General features: G+C 59.7%; 14 protein-coding genes and 1 pseudogene. 5 read left to right on the top strand and 10 right to left on the bottom strand.

What is annotated here, in order from left to right:
* Positions 1-127: 127 nt before the first annotated feature.
* Both eno and FSY45_RS13970 read left to right on the top strand, forming a co-directional pair.
* Positions 128-760, top strand: a pseudogene (gene eno / locus FSY45_RS13975) (phosphopyruvate hydratase); the annotation flags it as partial.
* Between the two features lie 153 nt (positions 761-913).
* Complete coding sequence (locus FSY45_RS13970) at positions 914-1897, top strand: tripartite tricarboxylate transporter substrate binding protein (protein ID WP_046461772.1); 984 nt, start codon at positions 914-916, stop codon at positions 1895-1897.
* 295 nt (positions 1898-2192) lie between these two features.
* On the opposite strand, the gene FSY45_RS13965 is transcribed toward FSY45_RS13970, so the two are convergent.
* A complete protein-coding gene (locus FSY45_RS13965; protein WP_046461771.1) occupies positions 2193-2810 on the bottom strand; it encodes a glutathione S-transferase family protein in 618 nt (205 codons plus the stop codon).
* A 156-nt stretch (positions 2811-2966) separates the two neighbouring features.
* Here FSY45_RS13965 and FSY45_RS13960 point away from each other — a divergent pair, with 156 nt between their 5' ends.
* Complete coding sequence (locus tag FSY45_RS13960; RefSeq protein WP_003065319.1) at positions 2967-3374, top strand: YkgJ family cysteine cluster protein; 408 nt, start codon at positions 2967-2969, stop codon at positions 3372-3374.
* A gap of 18 nt (positions 3375-3392) precedes the next feature.
* On the opposite strand, the gene FSY45_RS13955 is transcribed toward FSY45_RS13960, so the two are convergent.
* The 5 genes from FSY45_RS13955 to FSY45_RS13935 form a co-directional block, all read right to left on the bottom strand.
* A complete protein-coding gene (locus FSY45_RS13955) occupies positions 3393-4790 on the bottom strand; it encodes a HAMP domain-containing sensor histidine kinase (RefSeq protein ID WP_046461770.1) in 1398 nt (465 codons plus the stop codon).
* Positions 4790-5494, bottom strand: a complete 705-nt coding sequence (locus FSY45_RS13950; RefSeq protein ID WP_003065317.1) for a response regulator transcription factor — start codon at positions 5492-5494, stop codon at positions 4790-4792. The genes FSY45_RS13955 and FSY45_RS13950 overlap by 1 nt, the downstream gene beginning before the upstream one ends.
* A 122-nt stretch (positions 5495-5616) precedes the next feature.
* Positions 5617-6912, bottom strand: a complete 1296-nt coding sequence (locus tag FSY45_RS13945; RefSeq protein WP_041744392.1) for a TolC family protein — start codon at positions 6910-6912, stop codon at positions 5617-5619.
* Positions 6890-10003 carry an efflux RND transporter permease subunit gene (locus FSY45_RS13940; protein ID WP_012836546.1) on the bottom strand — a complete coding sequence of 1038 codons (3114 nt, stop codon included), beginning with the start codon at positions 10001-10003 and terminating at the stop codon, positions 6890-6892. The genes FSY45_RS13945 and FSY45_RS13940 overlap by 23 nt, the downstream gene beginning before the upstream one ends.
* A 20-nt stretch (positions 10004-10023) precedes the next feature.
* Complete coding sequence (locus tag FSY45_RS13935; RefSeq protein WP_034347924.1) at positions 10024-11187, bottom strand: efflux RND transporter periplasmic adaptor subunit; 1164 nt, start codon at positions 11185-11187, stop codon at positions 10024-10026.
* A gap of 1015 nt (positions 11188-12202) precedes the next feature.
* Here FSY45_RS13935 and dinG point away from each other — a divergent pair.
* Positions 12203-14374 (top strand): ATP-dependent DNA helicase DinG, encoded by a 2172-nt coding sequence (gene dinG / locus FSY45_RS13930; protein WP_080944468.1) that lies wholly within the window; start codon positions 12203-12205, stop codon positions 14372-14374.
* A 1475-nt stretch (positions 14375-15849) separates the two neighbouring features.
* On the opposite strand, the gene FSY45_RS13925 is transcribed toward dinG, so the two are convergent.
* Both FSY45_RS13925 and FSY45_RS13920 read right to left on the bottom strand, forming a co-directional pair.
* The gene (locus FSY45_RS13925; protein ID WP_046461769.1) at positions 15850-16413 is read right to left on the bottom strand and encodes an acyloxyacyl hydrolase; all 564 of its coding nucleotides are present in this window, start codon (positions 16411-16413) and stop codon (positions 15850-15852) included.
* Positions 16414-16630: 217 nt separating this feature from the next.
* Positions 16631-17185: a Spy/CpxP family protein refolding chaperone gene (locus FSY45_RS13920; RefSeq protein ID WP_003065306.1), complete on the bottom strand. Its 555-nt coding sequence runs from the start codon at positions 17183-17185 to the stop codon at positions 16631-16633.
* Between the two features lie 262 nt (positions 17186-17447).
* Between FSY45_RS13920 and FSY45_RS13915 the strand changes: the two genes are divergently transcribed.
* Positions 17448-18485, top strand: a complete 1038-nt coding sequence (locus tag FSY45_RS13915) for a recombination-associated protein RdgC (protein ID WP_046461768.1) — start codon at positions 17448-17450, stop codon at positions 18483-18485.
* Between the two features lie 163 nt (positions 18486-18648).
* Here the strand turns inward: FSY45_RS13915 and FSY45_RS13910 are convergent, their stop codons facing one another.
* Positions 18649-19836: an acetyl-CoA C-acyltransferase family protein gene (locus FSY45_RS13910; RefSeq protein ID WP_046461767.1), complete on the bottom strand. Its 1188-nt coding sequence runs from the start codon at positions 19834-19836 to the stop codon at positions 18649-18651.
* 179 nt (positions 19837-20015) lie between these two features.
* A complete protein-coding gene (gene cueR, locus FSY45_RS13905) occupies positions 20016-20522 on the bottom strand; it encodes a Cu(I)-responsive transcriptional regulator (RefSeq protein ID WP_046461766.1) in 507 nt (168 codons plus the stop codon).
* Between the last annotated feature and the right edge of the window lie 9 nt (positions 20523-20531).

The raw sequence follows: 20531 nt of genomic DNA, 5'->3' as shown, positions 1-20531 counted from the left end.
AAGTAGCCACGTCAATCACTCCTGGTCTCCTGCTGCACAAGAAAGCAGCAGGCTAGGGTTAATGCGTGGGTCAGATTGAGATGGAAAAACCGGGGGCTAGTGGGTCACTTCTGGGTGGAAATCAACAGCGATTGAAATCATCCTGGAGGCTATCGGCCTGGCAGGCTTCAAGGCAGGCAACGACATTGCCTTGGGCCTTGATGTTGCCAGCTCGGAATTTTTCTCCTCGGGCGTCTACAAGCTGGCATCAGAGGGTAAGCAGTTCAGCTCGGCGCAATTCGCAGATTTCCTCAGCCATTGGGTGGACAGCTATCCCATCGTCACCATTGAAGACGGTATGGCGGAGGGTGACTGGACAGGTTGGGAGCTACTGACAGCCAAGCTTGGAAAAAAGGTGCAACTGGTTGGCGATGACCTATTCGTCACGAACACAGAGATTCTGCGTCAGGGGATTGAGCGCGGCGCGGCGAACGCCATCCTCATCAAGCCAAACCAGATTGGCACCCTGACCGAAACGCTGGCTGCTATCGACATGGCGGAGCGTGCCGGCTTTGAGTCCGTGGTCTCACACCGCTCTGGAGAGACGGAAGACACCACCATCGCGGATTTGAGCGTCTGTACGGCCGCAACCCAAATCAAGACGGGGTCTCTGTGCCGGTCAGACCGCATGGCCAAGTACAACCGCCTGCTACTCATCGAGAGCGAGCTCGGAGCCGCTGTCACCTTCGCTGGGCGCTCATCCATTCGACAGCTTAGGTAGTCAGCGTTCGTATTTCGGTATGTCACCCATTGTGATTGCCTACCCAGACTTGCTGCCACTGTTGAATCTGAGTTAACCATGCATTCACCCAGGCGACGAGTTCTTCCCCCAACGGGCCATAGAGTCTGTTTCATAAGTAAATAGGAGACAAGCATGAGCAACAAGCGTACCTTCCGCATCAAGTTCTTGCCGGCTATTGCCGTGGCAGCAGTACTTTCCAGCACTGGAGCCATCGCGCAGAGCTTCCCGAGCAAGCCCATCACCCTCATCGTGCCGTTCCCGGCCGGCGGAACCACCGATGTGCTGGCACGTACGCTTGGTGAACGCCTCTCTCGCAGTTGGGGCCAGCCGGTCATCGTCGACAACAGGCCTGGTGTAGGAGCCACTCTGGGTGCAAGCATGGTCGCCAAGTCCAAGGCCGACGGCTACACGCTGCTAATTGGTGCGGTACATCACACGATTGCGACAAGTGTCTACCCGAAGCTTACCTACGATTTCCAGAAGGACTTCGCCCCCATCACGGTTATCGCGATGGTTCCCAATGTCTTGGCTGTTAATCCCCGCGTTCCTGCAAAGAATGTGGCTGAGCTCGTGGCGTTAGCGAAAGCACAGCCCGGTAAGCTGAGCTACGGCTCCAACGGAAACGGTACTGCGCAGCACCTGATTGGCACCCAGTTCGGGAATATGACCGGGGCGCAGATTCTGCATGTGCCCTACAAGGGCAGCGGCCCGTTGGCAACCGATTTGCTCGGTGGGCAAATTTCGATGTCATTCGACACCATCACGCCGGTGCTTCCCCACATCAAGGCGGGCAAGCTGACCGCTTTGGCTATCACCACGGACAAACGCTCACCAGCGCTTCCAGATGTGCCAACTTTGGACGAAGCTGGTCTGAAGGGGTTTAACCTGGGCACGTGGTTTGGTGTTCTGGCACCTGCAGCGACACCCAAGGACGTGGTGACCAAGCTGAATACCGAGATGGTCAAAATCATCCACTCACCGGAGTTTCGTCAGAAGATGGAGGAGATTGGTGCTGACCCCATCGGCAACACACCAGAACAGATGGCCAAACAGATTGGTGAAGAAACCCAGAAGTTCTCGAAGCTTGTGAAAGAGGGCAAAGTTGCAATTGAATAAACCCTAGACACTCTCTCGTAAAAAAGCTGAGCGCAGAGGCCGTTGAAGACTGGTTAATCTCCCGGGTTCTGCAGAGCCGTTTGGTTTACCGTCAATAGAACACTAAACCAGCATCTGAGCTCACAGCCAACTGCCTGCTTCAACAGGATTTTTATTCCGGCACGAGCTTAATTCAGGGCTAAAAAGTTAGCGACTCATTGATTCAAAAAAGGATGAAATTCCTTTTGGTCAAAGCACCTACATTTTTGCCCTGGTTGCAAAACCCAAAGAAAAAGCCAGCGTAAGCTGGCCTTTTTTATGGCAGCCTCTGCACCGAAGCCCTGGCCTTCACGCGCTCGTAATGGGCTGCCACGCGCGGGAATTCGGCGATGTCCACGCCGTCTCCCTTGAGCCAGCCGGCCACGGTGTAGAGATAGCCGTCGGCCACCGTGAACTGCTCGCCCATCACCCAGGTCTTGTTGCCCAGATAGTGCTGCTCGATCATGGCAAAGCATTCGCGCATGTTCTGCGGCACCTTGGCGCGCATGGCGGCCTGGGCGGCCTCGTCGTCGGCCCAGCGCGAGGCGCGCGGACGGTGGGCGTGAGCGATGTGCGCGGTCGATGCCAGATAAGCATTGAACTCCTGCATCTGCGCCAGCGCGAAGGGATCATGGAGCGGCGCCAGCCTTGCCTGCGGATGGGTCTGCGCCACATACAGCAGCAGCGCGGGAGTCTCTGTCAGCACGCCGCGTTCCGTGACCAGCGCGGGCACCCTGCCCTTGGGATTGATGCTCAGGTATTCTGGGCTGCGCTGCTCGTTGTCGGCAAAGCTCAGCGTCTTGAGCGTGAACTGGGCATCGGCCTCATAAAGCGCAATCAGTACGGCCTGCGCGCAGGTGCCAGCTGCGTAGTAAAGCGTGGTTTGGCTTGCCAAAATCGTTCTCCCGTGGATGGTGATATGCCTGTGCAGTGTAGGCTGCTGCGCAGCCGGCTCAATCCCATGAGCCGGGTCTGCTCATAGCAATGACGCAAGGCAGACATCGACATCTCATGGCAGCATCGCGCTTCTCCCAGAAGTGCCCCACCCGAAATGAAATCCTCCATCCGCATTGTTGACGTCGACCGCCTGGAAACCTGGAGCAAGTACAAGGCCGGCATGTGCGACAGCTGCGCAGCCAATTGCTGCACCATGCCGCTGGAGGTACGCCTGCCGGATCTGGTACGCCTGGAGCTGGTGGACCCGTTCGAGGTCGAAAACATCGAGCCCAAGCTGATCGCCAAGCGGCTGCTGAAGATGCGCCTGATCGACCACTTCAACCCCAAGCACGAGATCTTCACCATGGCCCGCCGGGCAGGCGGAGACTGCAATTTTCTGGACAAGAACACGCGCCGTTGCACGGTCTATGAAAAACGCCCGGAGACCTGCAGATTGCATCCCAAGAAGGGGCCCAAACCGGGGTTCTGCGCCTACGGCAACAAGGCGCTTTCGCAGATCTGAAAGCTTCTGGGCAGCGCTTCAGACATCGGCCACGGCAGGCAGCCAGATGCGCGCCACCATGCCCGGATTGGCGTTGTGAAAACTGAGCTTGCCGCCATGCAGCTGGACAATGGCCAGCACGCTGGCCAGGCCCAGTCCGTAGCCTGGACGATCCGATTCTGCGCGATAGAAACGGGTGGTCATTTTCTCCAGGGTCTGAGGATCTGCGCCCGGTCCCTGGTCCTGCACGGTGATCTCCACCCCCCATGCGCCATCGCCGCCCTGCTCCTGCGCCGGGGCCGCACGCAGCAGCACGTCAGCGCCATGAACATCATCGGATGACGCTCCGTATTTGATAGCATTATCGACAAGATTGGAGACGGCGCTGGCCAACAAGTCACCATCGCCCAGGGCCTGCACACCTTGCTGCACATCCAGCCTGAGAATGCCGCCGGCGTCTTCCACCAGCGGCTCGTAGAAGTCCACCACATCGACCAGCAAGGCCTGCAGGTCAACCGGCGCAAAGCTCTTGCGGCTGGCTCCGCTTTCCACTTCGGCAATCTGCAAAAGCTTCTCGAACACCACACCGAGTTCAGCGACTTCTTCGGCCACCAGCGCCAGCGTGGCGGACTGCATTTCGGGGCTGGCCTGCTGCGCGTTGCGCAGGCGCAGCAGGATGCGCGTCAGCGGCGTTCTGAGATTGTGCGCAATGCTGTTGGAGACATGACGTATGCCTTCCATCAACTGCTCGAGCCGATCGAGCATGGAGTTGATATCGCGGTTGAGCAGCGTGAATTCATCACCGCGCTGATCGACCGGAATGCGCTGGCGCAAATCGCCCGCTGCAACGCGCGACATGGTGTTGCGAATGGCTGCCGCGCGCTCATCCACCACACGCCTGAAGACCATGGCACCTATCAGGGCCATGATGCAGGCTGCAACGGCCGCCAGCAAGCTGGCCTGACCGAACAGCTCCTCCATGTCGCGCTGCAGCTGCATGTCGCTGCCTACGGCCAGCAGATTGCCATTGGGCATTTCGACCACGGCAACCCGACCCACCATCAGCCGCCCGTTGCGCTTCACGGTCAGCTCGCGCACGCCCATGATGCTGAGCTTGCGCGGAGGATAGACCTCGGCATTGCTGACAATGGTCTCGCCCTGCGGGTTCATGAGAATGAGGATTTCCGTGTCGGTATTCACACCGTCACGAATGGTCTGCAATATCTCGCTTTCCAGTGCTCCAGGGCCGTATTTGGCTGAGTGCTCGGTCAGTCTGCGCACATGGTTTTCGGCCTGCTTGTCGAGCCTAACCCGCACCACGCCCACGGTCTGCACATAGAAGACGGCCAGCACAATGGCCATGGTCAGAACCAGGAGGCCACCATAGCTGAGAGCCAGCCTGAAGGCCAGCGAACTCCAGGGTCTGGAGCGCATCATCAGACCACCTCGGGCAGGTCTTGCGGCTGGTCCGAAAGGCTGTAGCCCACACCGCGCACGGTATGGATGAGAGGCGTGGCAAAGCCTTTGTCCACCTTGCTGCGCAGGCGGCTGATGTGCACGTCGATCACATTGGTCTGCGGATCGAAGCGGTAATCCCAGACCGACTCCAGCAGCATGGTGCGCGTGACGATCTGGTGCGCGTGCTGCATGAGGAACGCCAGCAGACGGAACTCGCGCGGCTGCAACGACAGCGGCTGGCCGGCGCGCTCGGCGCTGCGCGAAATCAGGTTGACGCGCAGATCGGCCACCTGCATCTCGCGCGTGGGAGCCGGGATCTGGGCGCGGCGCACCAGGGCTTCGAGCCTTGCCGATAGCTCGGAAAATGCAAAGGGCTTGGTCAGATAGTCATCGCAGCCGGCCTTGAGTCCGCGCACTCTCTCGTCCGTGGCAGACAAGGCACTGAGCACCAGCACCGGCGTCTGTTTTCCCATGGAGCGCAGTGTCTGCAGAATCTGCAGCCCGTCAAAGCCATTGGGCAACATGCGGTCGAGGATGATGACATCCCAGTTCTCGCCAACGGCCTGTGCAATACCTTGCACGCCGTCACCGCAGACGCTGACATGCGCGCCTTGCTGGCGCAACCCTTCAGCGATGTAACGCGCGTTGAGCGCATCGTCTTCGATGATGAGGTAGCGGTACATGCTGAGTCTGTCTCTGGCCGTTGGTGGACAGACACTATAAGCCGTTGCCTCCACCTTCGCAGCCGAAGACGCAGCGGCATCAGGAGGTGGTACAGGGGTTTGTGCCATCTCCCTCGCCTCGCTCAAGGCTGCACCTGTGGCAGATCGCCGCTGGCCAGACGCACTTCCCACTCCGCATCCAGCATGTCCTTGACCAGCTCCAGATGCTCCAGCCTGTGCTCGGTGATCGAGCCCAGTGCATCGATCAGCTCCAGAATCGTGCCCTTGCCCAGCTTGTAGGCGTCTTGTGCCATCTGGTGCAGCGGCGCAATCTGCGCCAGCCCTTCCTTCTCGTAGTCGCGCACGGCAGTGCGGCGCAGCGACAGTTGCTGCAGGGCGCGCTGCAGCTCGGACTGGGCGGCAAGCACAGCCGCATCGCGGCGCAGCTCGGCCTGATCGGCCTCGACCTTGGCGCGCTCGATGGGGCCCTGGCGGCGGTCGAAAAGCGGGATCTCCACGCTCACGCCCACCTGGTTGAAACTGCCATCCACGCTGTTGCGAATGCGGGCCAGACCAAAGGATGGCGTGGGCAATGCTTCACGCTGCTCCAGCTTGATTTTCTGGCGCGACCTGTCGAGCTCGGCCTGCGCGGCACGCAGACTCGGCAACTGGGTCTGCGCCTGGTTCCACAGCTGCTCGTAGCTGGCTGCCTTGCGAATGTCAGTGGCCTGCAGGCTGCCTTCCACACGCACCTGCCATTGCGGCAAGGCCGCAATGCTGGCCACGCGTGATGCGGCATCCCGCAAGGCGGCCTGAGCCTTGCTGACCTGCATGCTCATCTGGGCCTGTTGCAGGTTAAGGCGCGCGCCGTCATAGCGGCTGCGCGTGCCTGCTTCGATCTGGCCCTTGACGATGTTGCCGGCCTTCTCCAGCTCATCACGGGCAGCCAACCACACCTGATAGCGCTGCTGGGCCACCAGCAGCTCATTGAAGGCATGGGCTGCATCGCTCATGGTGACGGCGACTGCGACATCGGCATTGGCCGCGGCGGCCTTCTCGCCCAGCCTGGCGTTCTCGATGCGCATGCCGCGCTGGCCGAAAATGGGAATGGCCTGCTCCACACCCCATTCCTTTTCTCCGCGCTTGCTGGAGTAGTGCATGGCGGGATTGGGTATGGTGGCAGCCGTTTTGCTGTCTGCCTTTGCCAGATCCAGCTGCATGCGATCTGCCGCCAGATTGGGCTGGTTCTGCACGACGATGCGCAGATATTCCTGCAGGGTCACAGGCTGTGCAGGGGCCGCCAGACGGCCCGCTGCAGCATTGCTCTGTGCGGCTGCATCCATAGCCTCGGCAGCATGGCCTGTGCCGCTGAAAGCGCCGCAGCACAGTGCTGCGGCCATGGCCAGAGAGTGCCACTTATTCATCTTGAGCGCTTTCATCACGTTCTTCCTGCGTCAACATGTTCTTGGGGCCCAGCAAGGCATACAGCACGGGCAGCAGCACCAGCGCCACCAGTGGCAGCACCACCATGCCGCCAACGATGACCGAGGCAAAGGGGCGCTGGGTTTCGCTACCCACGCCGGTAGACAGAGCCATGGGCAGCAGGCCCAGCAGCGCCAGCAGCGCCACCAGAATGATGGAGCGCATGCGCTCGGCTGCACCTTCGATCAGCGCCTGCATCAAGGGCATGCCCTGGCGGCGCAAATCCTCGACCGCAGAGACCACCAGCAAGCCCGCCAAGGCCACCTGACCCAGCAAGGCGATAAAGCCGATGGCCGCGCTGATGGACAGCTCGATGTGTGCCAGATGCAAGGCTGCGATGCCGCCCACCATGGCGAACGGCGCGCACAGCAGGATGATGCCGGCGCTGCGGGCCTGGCCCAGCGCACCGAACAGCAGGGCATAGACGATGACCAGAGACAGCGGCACCACCACCTTCAGGCGTGCAGCCGCACGCTGCTGGTTCTCCCACTCGCCGCCCCAGACGGCCTGGTAGCCTTCGGGCAGCTTCACGTTCTGCTTGAAGGTGGCCAGCGTGTCCTTCACTACCGAGCCGATATCGCGGCCTTCCACGTTGAACTTGAGCGCCATATAGCGCGCATTGCCTTCGCGGAAGATGGAGGAGTTGCCGATCTTCATGCTGACCGTACCTACCGATCCCAGGGGGACCGAACCACCATCGGGCAGCGGTATGGCGATGTTGCGAATGCGTTCCTCGTCCATGCGGTCCACATAGGGCAGACGCACGCGCACCGGTACGGGGAATTCACCCTCCCACAGAGTGGTGGCCACATTGCCTGCCAGGGCCACTTCCAGCGTCTTTTGCGCGTCTTCCATGGCGATGCCCTGGCGTGCCAACGCCTGGCGATCGAACTGCACATGCACCTGCGGTGCCGGAGCATCGCGATACAGATCCAGGTCAACCACTCCGTCGATGCCTTTCACCAGAGACTTGGTCTGCTGAAGAATGCCGCGCAGGGTGGGAATATCGGGGCCAAACAGCTTGAGTACCACCTGGCCACGCGCGCCCGATGTGGACTCTTCCACGCTGTCGCGAATGGGCTGCGCAAAGTTGAAGGCCACACCGGGAATTTCACCCAGCGTCGCACGCATTTCCTCTATCAGCGCGGGCTTGGTCAAGCCCTTGCGCCAATCGCCATGAGGCTTGAGGCGCACCAGCACCTTGGCCAGATTGAGCGTCTCGTTGTCGGTTCCCGATTCGGGGCGTCCCTGCTCCGTGGTAACGGTGATCACCTCGGGGAACACCTTGAGACGCAGACGCACATCGCGCAGCACTTCCTGGCCTTTTTCCAGCGAGATGGAGGCAGGCATCTGTACCAGCACATAGGCATCGCCCTCATCGAGCTCGGGCAGGAACTCGGTGCCCAGCCATTTGGCTGAAACCCCGGCCACCACCAGCACGCTCACGAACACGGCAATCACGGCCGTGCGGCGCTTGGCGGCGCCCAGCACCTTGGCGATCCAGTGCTGGTAGCCATGATGCGCACGGTCGAAGATCTTGGGCTCTTCCACCATCACATGCTTGGGCTTGAGCATCAGGGCGCACAGCGCAGGCACCAGCCCCATGGCAAACACCAGCGCACCCAGCAGGGCAAAGCTGTAGGTCATGGCCAGCGGACGGAAGATGCGGCCTTCGATGCTCTGCAGCGAGAACACGGGAATCAGCGCCGCAATCACGATGGCCATGGCGAACAGCGTGGGCTTGGCCACAGCAACGGCCGAATCCACAATGATGTGGCGCATGTCGTTCGCCGTCTGCGGCTTTCGCTGGCGTGCATTGCGGATGATGTTCTCGGCCAGCACCACGGCACCGTCCACCATGATGCCGAAGTCGATGGCTCCCATGGAGATCAGATTGGCGGGCATGCCCAGCCAGTGCAGGCCGATGAAGGCGACCAGCAGCGACAGCGGAATCACGGTGGCCACGATCAGCGAGCCACGCAGGCTGCGCAGGAACAGCCACAGCACGGCCACGATCAGCGTGGCCCCGAACAGCAGGTTGTGCTGCACGGTCTTGAGCGTATGGCCCACCAGATCGGAGCGGTCATAGTTGGTGACCATGTGCATGCCTTCAGGCAGGCCGCCACTGTTGAGCTCATCGACCTTGGCATGAATGTCATCGAGCACGATGGAAGGGTTGGCGCCGCGCTTGAGCAGCACAATGCCCTGCACCACATCGTTCTGGTCGTCCATGCCCACCGAGCCCTGACGCGGCGTATGCGACTGCGCGACACGCGCCACGTCACCGATGGTCACGGGAGCCTTGCCACGCATGGCAACGACCACATCCTGAATCTCCTGCGGATTGCGCAACAGGCCGATACCGCGAATGATGAAGGACTGTTCGCCGCGGCGCATCAGACCACCGCCGACGTTGCGGTTGGACTTGGAAAGTGCATCGCTCACATCGTCCAGCGACAGGCCCAGGCTGTAGAGCTTCTCGGGGTCCACTTCAACGTGGAACTCCTTGACGAAGCCGCCAATGCTCACCACGTCGGCCACGCCCTGCACCTGCTTGAGCACGCGCACCACATGCCATTCCTGCTCGGTGCGCAGCTGCGCCAGCGTGTGCCTGTCGCTTTGCAGGCGATAGTAGAAAATCTTGCCCAGCGGTGTGTAGTCGGGCGCCATTTCAGGCGTCACGCCGTTGGGCAGATCTGCCTGCGGCAGGCGCTGCGAAACCTCGGCGCGCGCAGTGAAGCTTTTCGCGTCGTCGTTGAAGACCAGGTTGATCATGGAGAGACCGAAATAGCTCTCCGAGCGCAGCGATATCAGACCCGGCGTGCCGTTGAGCTCGCGCTCCAGCGGCTGGGTGATCTGGCGCTCCACCTCTTCAGGAGCCAGGCCAGGAGCCTGGGTGATCACGCCGACCTGCACATTGGTCACGTCAGGGTAGGCTTCGATGGCCGTCTGCAGATAGGCGTAGACGCCATAGATGGCAATCGCCAGCGTGGCGCACAGCGCCAGCAGTCGGCGATGGACGACAAATGCAATAAATGAACGCAGCATGGTTCAGACTCCTGCCGGGACTACAGCAGCTGACTGGCCGCGCCGTCGAGCAGCAGGCCACCACGCACCACGATCTTCTCACCGACCTTGAGGCCGCTGATCACCGGCACCATGCCGCGCGATGGACGCCCCAGCGTCACTACGCGCGCTTCGAACTGGTTGTTCTCATGCTGTACATAGACCACGCTGCGGCTCTCATCCTTGATGAGCACGGCAGTGACGGGAATCAGCATCTCCTGCAGATTCGACAACTGCACGCCCACCTTGGCCTGCATGCCGGGACGCAGCACCGGGTTCTGTTCGCTCAGCTCCACCACCACGGCAGCGCGGCGCGACTCCTTGTCCAGGGTGGCCCCCAGATGACGGACCGTGCCCTTGATCGGCTTGGGCAGCTGCGGTACCTCGACCTGTACGGAACTGCCCAGACGAATGCCAGGCAGATCGGACTCGAACACCTCTGCGACCACATTCATGGCCTGGGGGTCGCCAATCATGAACAGCGCCGCTCCGGGCTCAGCAGCAGTCCCCACCACGGCCTTGCGCTCGGCCACAATGCCGGCGCGCGGTGCGCGCAGCTCGATCCGATCGCCGCCACCGGAGCCCAGCAGCGCTGCCGTGCCCTGTGCACGGCCCAACTCCTGCGAGGTTTCACGCAGCTTGGCCTGCGCGGCACGCAGGTCGACTTCCACACCCACGCCTTTGTCCACCATGGTCTGCTGGCGCTGGGCTTCCACCACAGCCACGTCGTGTGCAGTCTTGGCCGCAGCCACGTCATAGCGGGTGCGCAGTGCATCGGGGCTGACCAGCGTCGCCAGCAAATCACCGGCCTTGACCATATCGCCCACATGCGCATTGACAGCCACGACACGCGCCGACAGCGGCACTGCGACCGAAGCCACACGATCCTCGACAAACGCCACATGCGCAGGGGCCCAGGCCATCTGCACCCCTTGCGGATCGGCCACAGGCGCGATCTCCAGCATCTTCACGGATTCCGGCTTGACCTGAATAAAGCCTTTGGGCAGCTGCGCAACCGGTTTCTTCGCTTCCTCGGTGGCCTTGGAGGCATCACAGCCACCCAACAGACCCGCCACGGCAATGGCCGCAGCCACCACCGGCAGTCTTGCCCATGTCCAGTTTGGTAAATGTGCCGCTCCCGGCAGTCCCACAAGGCTTTTGTTCATCGTTCACCCTTTTCCATGACTGGCAAGTGACGAGCTGGTCCGCGGCTTCACTTGCAGTGATGCCACCATGCTAGGAACAGCCCCCAGCTGCGTGGATGACACACGCATTACGGTTTGGTAAGACCGAACACAGGCACGAGAACGACCAGAGAGCAGCCGGGCCAGGGCTGAACAGGGAAATCAGCCTGCAGACTTGATGAATTGCCCGTTTTTCAGGCAACTCACGCATACCCTCTGCAATTTGCTCAAAAAACAGGCATTTCTCATGTATTTTTTCATACATGAGTACCAAAAGTATCACAACTTCACGGTCAAAGGCCGAACCATGCCTTGTCCCCAAATTTCAGGGAAAACACGATCAATCGATTGATCGTCAATGGATATCTACTATCAAAAGATGAGCTTTGAAGTTATCCACGCGGTGGATAGCTTTCGCCCTCTTCCTCCTTCGCACCCAGATTTCAACAGAAACCGGCGCTCTTGCATACAAAGCAGCGAGACGAGCATTGCCGGTGAGTAATCTTCCGCCCCCAGCTGCGCGCCATGGCCTTCACCATACTTGTGGATAAATTTGCTAGTTCACCACCTGCAAGAGCGAAGAAAGCCATGAACAACCTTACCCACAGCACTTGAAAACCATGCCATTTCTGAAAAATTACAGAAAAACCAGAATCTAGAAAAATCTTTTTATTCATAAAAATTTAACAACCATATCCACAGGGATTGATACATGGTTGTCTCCAGGATATGTACAGGCCGATCTTCAGCTTTTTCTGTGGATAAGTTTCTTGGTAACTGCACCCGGCGGAATCCACAACTACAATGAACAAGTCATATACAAGCAGTGGAAAAGTTCTACCCGCCGACTTCCTCGGATACAGCTGTAGAACATACAAACTCCCCTGATTTGTATGCCGTATTGCATAAGAAATTCAATCTTATTTGATACATATCTCTGTACGAATACTTATAAAACGCCAAAGCACAGCGTCTTTGCGTCTCAAAAAACGCTGAAATGCATGAAAAAAAGTGGGCTGAAGAGGCCCTGAATTCCTTTGATGCCGTGGTCGGGGCCATGCCGGGATTTCGCAGTCGTGATGGACAGCGAAAAATGGCGTCCCAGATCGCGCAAACGCTGAGCCAGGCCCAACTCGGAAAAATCGACGAAGGCGAGCCGGAACCACGTCGTGCCATCGCTGTCGTGCAAGCGGGAACCGGGGTCGGAAAATCGCTGGCCTACAGCATTCCGGCCATTCGCATGGCGCTGTCGCGCGGCACGCGCGTGCTGATATCCACAGCCACGGTGGCGCTGCAGGAACAGCTGGTGAACAAGGATTTGCCGGCCCTGGCGCAAAAGCTGGACCAACCTTTCAAATTCGCCCTGGCCAAGGGACGTGGCCGCTTTGTCTGCAAACTCAAGCTGGAGCGTCTGGCGAGTACGGGGGAAGCACAGGACGAGATGGACGATCTGTTTGGCGATGAGCAGGGCCAGACCAAGTTCAGCCGTCCTCAGCATGAACTGCAGGCCCGCATGCAGTTCTACAAATCCATGGCCGATGCGCTGGCCACGCAGGCCTGGAACGGTGACCGCGACTCGCTGGAGACCCCGCCTGAGGCCGAGGCCTGGAGCCCCGTGGCAGCCGAGTCCTCTTCATGCACCGGAAAGCACTGCCCGGCCTTCGGCAACTGCGTCTATTACGAGCGCCGCAAAGACCTGGTGGCAGCGCAAGTCATTGTCGCCAATCATGATTTGCTGCTTTCATCGCTGGGCTCCAAGCTGCTGCCCGAGCTGGACAACTGTCTGCTGGTGCTCGATGAAGCCCACCACCTGCCCTCTACGGCTCTGGACCAGTTTGCCGGCGAGATGGATCTGAGCCGTCTGGGCTGGATCGACAAGCTGGCCAGCCGTGCGCTGCGCGTGAACCAGGTCGCAGAAGTCGAGGAACTGGCCGACGTGCCCAAGCATGCGGGTCAGCTGCGCCAGCAGATGCAGGAGCTGGCGCGACTGGTCATGGAGCACTACGGAGAGACGCTCAAATCGCAGAAAGACAGCTATGGGCCAGCCAGGGTACGGGCACCCCGCGGAATGCTGCCTGAGGCCCTTCTGGAGCCTCTGGGACAGATTGCGCACCATGCCGACGGCTTTCTGGATGCGCTGCGTGCCGTCTCCAAGGCCCTGCGTGCCGAAATCAAGGAACAACCCGAGGAAGCACAGCGCCTGTCCACCGTCTATGCGCAGGTTGGCGCCCTGGCGCCCAGGCTGGAAGCCATCTTCAACACCACGCAATTGCTGCTGCAGAACAACGAGAGCGATGGCGACGGCAAGATGGTGCCCCATGCCAAGTGGTTCACGCTGGAGATGGACGGCGAGTTCATCGTGGTCAAGGCCCATGCCAGCCCCATACAGCCCGGCTCCACCCTGCGCCAGCACCTGTGGTCGCAGGTACGCGGTGCGGTGCTGACATCCGCCACGCTGACCAGCTGCGGCCACTTCGACTTCTTTCTGCGCGAAGCGGGGCTGACCAATGACGCCTCTGTCACCACGCTGGAAGTGCCCAGCCCATTCGACTATGCGCGCCAGGGCACGCTGGTGGCCCGTGAAACGGCCTCAGACCCGCGCGAAGCCGCCCGCTTTACCGAGGAGATGGTCGAGGCCCTGTTGAACGATCTGAGCCGCATAGAGGCCGGCGCACTGGTCCTGTTCACATCCCGCGAGCAGATGCGCCAGGCCGTGGACGCGCTTTCCACCAGCATGCGCAACCAGGTGCTGGTGCAGACCGCCCTGCCCCGCCAGACTCTGCTGGCACGCCATCGTGAGGCCGTGGCGATGGGCGAGCCCTCCATCATCTTCGGCATGCAGTCCTTTGGCGAAGGACTGGACCTGCCCGGAGCGCTCTGCGAGTCCCTGTTCATCACCAAGCTGCCCTTTGCTCCGCCCGATGACCCTGTTGGCGAGGCAAGAGCCGAATGGCTGCGCAGCAGCGGCCGCAACCCCTTCAACGAGCTGGTGGTGCCGGCCACGGCCATTCGCCTGGCCCAGTGGGTAGGCCGTGCCATCCGGACCGAGGAAGACCAGGCCCATGTGTACTGCTATGACCGCCGCCTGACGGGCACCAGCTACGGCCAATTGCTCATCAAGGGCCTGCCGCCCTTCACGCTGCAACGGCGCCCTGTTTCAATGCCTTGACGTCCTGAGCGAAGCGCGCCTTTCACACTGCTGATCCAAGGCCGTTTCGCTGCTCTTTTGCGCCATTCCTGAGGCAGGTTTTCAGCGCTCCAGGCCTTCGCAGCATGGCTCTTTTCTGCACTGCTGCAGCGCCCTTCCTGCGCACTTTCGCTCAGTCCCGGCGCACTCCGCGCAGTTGTAATTTTTCTAACAGTTGCCGGGCAATGCGAGACGGCATCCGTCTTGCAGGACTGGCAACCCGCAAGGTCTTGCCCGAAGCGGCGCAGCCGGGCAGGTGCGCTGCAGACCCCCATGGTTGTTGAGCAACTCCGGATTCCAGCCCTGTCGGTGTTGGCGGCAGCCGCACTTTCCCAGCGCTTGCCACATCTGGGTCGGGTCTTGCTTCACCGACAAGCGAAAAGCGAAAAGTTCTTTAAAAACAATGATCTATAGATCATTGAATTTTTTTGAATGAGCAGGGCGCAATCATGGCTGATATCGATTGCACGCAATTCTGGCCAGTTTCCCCCAGCTGTTCATAACATTCTGTGGATAACAGTCGCTTCAAAGACTCTTGGCCAGGAATTTATCCCCACCTCCAATCATTGAGGAGGCGCATCTTACGCCAATTTTTCGAGATCTGACGCGTCAATTTTCCCAAAGCCCTTTTTTTCTGGACTTCCCTCTGAATCAAAGGGATTGGAGCACCTGATCAGCCGCAATTCTGCATGGGTCTGACTCTTTCCAGCGGCTTCACCTTCAGTTGTTCTTTAGAAGTTTTATAAAAATATAGTCGTAGTAGTAAGACTTGGCACCTGCTGTTGATAACTTCTAAAACTCAAGGTAAATCAAGCATCTTGTGTGATGACAAACATGGAGACAAATGACGGTTGCTGCTGTCCTTGATTCATGAACAACTTTGGCTTCTTCCATATTTTTGTGGAAAACATGAAAGTTGATAGGTTGTTATCCACAGAAATTCATTTACTCGTTGATTGTCAATAAACACTCTGTATCCATTGATATATATGAGTTTTTAGCTACTATTTTTATAGTGAACAACTGATGAAGCCATGCTTGAGCACATCGGATATCGAGGGTGTGATGTAGCAAGAACTTCTTGAAGCCGACCTGATCGACCTCTTTTTTTATTCAGTCCATGTCCGATTGCTGTGTAAACTTCGACCAAAGTTGTTATTTCTAGTCTTATCTTTTTACTTAGTAGTAATAGTAAGTGGTCCACTTAATTGTTGATAAGTGTTTTTGATCATTAAAAATCAATAACTTACGTTTTATAAAAGTCTGTGGCCTGACATGGGCTACCGATGTCCTTGATTTGGGAACAACTTTTCAGAAGCCAGCATGGCTGTGGAAAACAGAAAATTTCCATGTCTTTTATCACCATGTTTATTCACAGGTCGTGCGACTGCTGCAAACCATGAAAAAAGCCGCCCGTTGGGCGGCCTGGTCGATGCGGATAGCGCTGGCTCGGAAATTCAGAAGTGGCGTGCGTATCGCAGCTGAAGAAAGTTCTCTCCCGGATTGGGGCGCTTGATGCCTGCATTGGACTGGTGCTCGAAGCGCAGGCTGATCTCGTTTTTCAGTTGCTCGCCAAACAGGTAGCCGATGCCTATATGGCTGGCAAAGTTGTAGCGGGTCGAAAATTCCTTGTGATCGGTGATGAAGCGGTGGTTGATGGCATAGCTCAAGCCCAGGCCGGCTTGCAGAAACCAGGGAGACTGGCCTTGAGAGGGGCGCCAGCGCAATGTAGGTTGTGCTCCCAGAACCCAGGTTGAACGATTGCCGCCCTGATAGTCGGCCGACCAGCGGCTGACAGAGAGATCCCAGTAACCCGTCATCCGACCCGAGCCAAGGGCGTAGCTCCAGTTCCAGGGGAGGATGACGCCGCCTGTCCAGCTGTCGGTGCTGTGCTCCGCCGAGCCGTATTGCAGATAGAGGGCGCTGCTCGAGGATTGCACAGGCTGTGCATGAAGCATGGGGCTTGCCAGGCCGATCAGCATGGGGACTACAAGATTTGTTGCTAATTGCAGTTTTTTCATGTCAATTGCCATCTAAATGCTTGGAATCTGGTCGCGATATCGATACTACGACAATGCCTTGATTTCGCTCCCTCTGTGGATATGAATCTAGAAGCTTGTGAATAAATGTTCTGTCGGCAAGCGCTTGCGTTGGTAGTCAGCCAATTGATATCGAAATGAAAAAAGCCCCCGGTCATGACGACCGGGGGCTTTTATGGAGAAGGCGATTGAGCTCGGCTTACTTTGCCGCAGGGGCCGGAGCTGCGGGACGCTCCTGGCCGGGTTTGCCGCCATGGTGCCCATGATGATGCTCACCGCGCTGGTGATGCATGTGCAGGGTGGCTGCATCGAAGGTCTTTTTCTGCTCGGCATTGAGCTGGGCGTAGAAGGCCTTGGTGGCTTCGGCACGGCGGTCCATTTCCGCCATGCGCTTGCCGCGCATTTCACGCATCTTGTCGATGCGCTCGGGCGTGGTCAGCTTGGCAAAGGCTTCGCGGTCGCCGGGGGCAGGGCGCTCACCGGGTTTCATGGCTTGCGTGTAGGTGGTCCAGGCAGCTTGCTGCGCAGGCGTCAGCTTCAGATCGGCCTTGAGTTTTTCCATGCGCTGCTTCATATGCTCCATGCGGTCGCCGCGCTTGTCACCACGCTGGTGCTTGTGCGGCTCGGGTGCTTTTTGAGCTGCAGCAGGCTGCTCAGCGGGGGGAGTAGTCTGGGCAAAGCTGGGCAGGCTCAGCGAGGCGAGCAGGGCGGTTGCCACAGCGGCGCCGGTCAGTGTCTGGCGAAAGCGGGTCATGTCTGTTTCCTTTTCGGTTGAAGTGGAAGAAGTGGCCGCCTGGTCTTGCTCCTGAATGGGCATTCGGTAGCGGATGACTGAAGTGTGGACCCCCCATGTTTCTGAGACGTGAGGTTTTGCAGCCGCTCTGTAAAGATTTGATAAGTTTGAGTGGCTGCGACTGCGCAACAATGCATGCATGGGCTGCATTGGCGGCCGATTTTTTTCCGCGAGATCCAGCTGCAGGAGCTGGCGACGATTGAAGATTTAGCAAAGGTTTTTGATGTTCAAGAACATGATTGTTTATCGCATTGCCGAGAGCTGGCAGGGCGATCTGCAGCAGCTCGAAGATGCGCTGCAAAAGACGGTGTTTGAGGAGTGCGGCGCGACCCAGGAGCGTTCCGTGGGCTGGGTGCCGCCGCGCGGCGAGCCGCATGGCCCGCTGGCGGAAAGCGTGGCCGGCCAGTGGGTGATGCGCTTCATGAGCGAGTCCAAGATGCTGCCGGCCAGCGTGCTCAACCGCAAGGTCAACGAGAAGGCCGAGCACATCGAAAAGACCGAGGGCCGCAAGCCCGGCAAGAAGGAGAAGAAAGAGCTCAAGGACGAGGCCAAGCTGGACCTGCTGCCTATGGCCTTCACCAAGCAGGGAGCCATGTGGGTCTGGATCGATGCGCAGGCGCGCACGCTGGTGCTCGATACCAGTGCACAAGGCCGTGCCGACGAGATCGTGACGCTGCTGGTCGAAGGCCTGCCGGGATTTGCGGTGGCGCTGCTGGATACGCAGACCAGTCCGCAGGCCGCCATGGCGCACTGGCTGATGACGCAGGAGCCGCCCGCAGGTTTTTCCATAGACCGCGAGTGCGAGCTCAAGGCCGCCGATGAGTCCAAGGCCGTGGTGCGTTATGCGCGCCACCCGCTCGATATCGACGAGGTGCGCCAGCACATCGAGCATGGCAAGCTGCCGACCAAGCTGGCCATGACCTGGGATGACCGCGTGAGCTTTGTGCTCAGCGAAGGTCTGCAGATCAAGAAGATCGCGTTGCTTGACGCAGTGATGGACGGCAACAGCCAGGATGACGGCGGTTTCGATACCGATGTGGCGATTGCCACGGGCGAGCTCTCGCGCCTGATTCCCGATCTGATCGAGGCGCTGGGCGGGGAAGGGCGCACGGGCCTGGGCGACGGCCTGCCTGCATCGCTGTCGTCGGCTCCTGCCGCAGAAACCCTGCCCGTGCGTCTGGCACAGGGGCGGAGCCAGGGGACGGTCACCGGGCCGGCCACGGCGCCCGCCGATACGGCCCCGGAAGAGGCACCGTTTTGACGCTATGGATGATGTAGCTGTCTGCGCTTTCCAGGCAATGAATTCAGTATTTATTAATGCTGAAATCAAGCACTAGCAAGCGCAAGAAGCTATCAAAAAAGGCCTGCCAGAGCGATCTGGCAGGCCTTTTTCATGGGCGTATTAGACGCCTGGAATATGTGCTTCAGACGCGTTCGAAAATCGCGGCGATACCCTGGCCGCCACCGATGCACATGGTCACCAGCGCATAGCGGCCGCCAGTGCGCTGCAGCTCGTAGAGCGCCTTGGTGGTGATGATGGCGCCGGTAGCACCCACGGGGTGACCCAGCGAGATGCCGGAGCCGTTGGGGTTGACCTTGGCAGGGTCCAGAGCCAGCTCCTGGATCACGGCGCAGGCCTGGGCGGCGAAGGCTTCGTTGGCTTCGATCACGTCCATCTGTTCGATCTTCAGGCCGGTGCGTGCCAGCACCTTTTGCGTGGCGGGGACCGGGCCGATGCCCATGTATGCGGGATCGACGCCGGCGTGGGCGTAACCGACCAGGCGGGCAATGGGCTTGGCGCCGGAGGACTTCAGGGCCTGCTCGCTCATCATCAGCACGGCAGCTGCGCCGTCGTTGATGCCGGAGGCGTTGCCGGCCGTGACCGTGCCGCCTTCCTTCTTGAACGCGGGCTTCATGCCGGCCAGGGTGTCCAGCGTGGTGGCGGCGCGCACATGCTCGTCGGTGTCGAACAGCACCACGCCCTTGCGGCTGGCAATTTCCACGGGAACGATCTGCTCCTTGAAGCGGCCGGCCTCGATGGCGGCAGCAGCGCGCTGCTGGCTGATGACGGCCAGCTCGTCCTGCATCACGCGGCTGATCTTGTAGCGCTCGGCCACGTTTTCAGCAGTGATGCCCATATGCATTTTTTGCCAGGGATCGTGCAGGATGCCCAGCATGTAGTCGATGCTCTTGGCATCGCCCATGCGTGCGCCCCAGCGCGCGGCCATGTCGAAGTAGGGGCCGCGGCTCATGGATTCGGAGCCGGCGCCGATCGCCACTTCGCAGTCGCCCAGCGCAATCGATTGTGCGGCCGAGACGATGGCCTGCAGGCCAGAGCCGCACAGGCGGTTGACGTTGTAGGCCGGGGTTTCGATGGAGCAGCCGGCGTCCACGGCCGCCACGCGGGACAGGTAGGCGTCGCGCGTGTCGGTGGGGATGACGTTGCCCATCACCACATGACCCACGGTGTCGGCAGCGATGCCGGCACGCGCAATGGCGGCCTTGACCACGGTGGTGGCCAGCTGGGCGTTGGGAACGTCCTTGAGGCTGCCGCCAAAAGTGCCGATGGCCGTGCGCGCGGCGCTGACAACGAAGATGTCTCTGGTGCTCATGGTTTGTCTCCTGCATCGCGTCGGCAATGCTTGTGCTTGAATGATTTGAAAAGATGAATGAGAGCAACCGCATTCATCGCACAGAGTATTCTGCAGTATTTGCTGCAGTGCAACATGTCTCGTTGTTGACGCTGCCCTGCGTGGGTGGCGATGGTTTCACGTGAAACCCATGAGGCGCCTCAGGCTGCTGTCCTGCGTCGGCTTCTCGGAGTGGGAGCCCTGGGTTCGTGATGAGCCGGCGTCAGGTCGGTGTCCGCGCTGGCCAGGTCGTCGAGGATGGGGCAGTCCGGCCTGTCATCTCCATGGCAGCAATGCACCAGAGTCTGCAGAGTGCGCTGCATGGACTGCATGGCGGCGATGCGTTCGGTCAGCGTGGCGATGTGCTTTTGCGCGATGGCCTTGACCTGGCTGCTGGCGCGGCCCTGGTCCTGCCACAGGCCGAGCAGGGTGGCGATCTCGTCCATGGAAAATCCGAGATCGCGCCCGCGGCGGATGAAGCGCAGCGCATGCACATCGGCTTCGGTGTACTGGCGATAGCCGCTGTCGGTACGGTGCACGGGTGGTAGCAGGCCCAGTGACTCGTAGTGACGCACCATGCGCGCAGAAACCCCGGCGCGGCGTGCAGCCTCGCCGATGACGACAGGCCAGTTCTGAGCGATTTTTTGTGTCGATGGGTGGTTGGGCATGGACGATCC

The organism is Comamonas sp. Z1 (assembly GCF_008121555.1).
GTDB lineage: Bacteria > Pseudomonadota > Gammaproteobacteria > Burkholderiales > Burkholderiaceae_C > Comamonas > Comamonas thiooxydans.
This window is presented reverse-complemented; position numbering and strand designations above follow the sequence as displayed.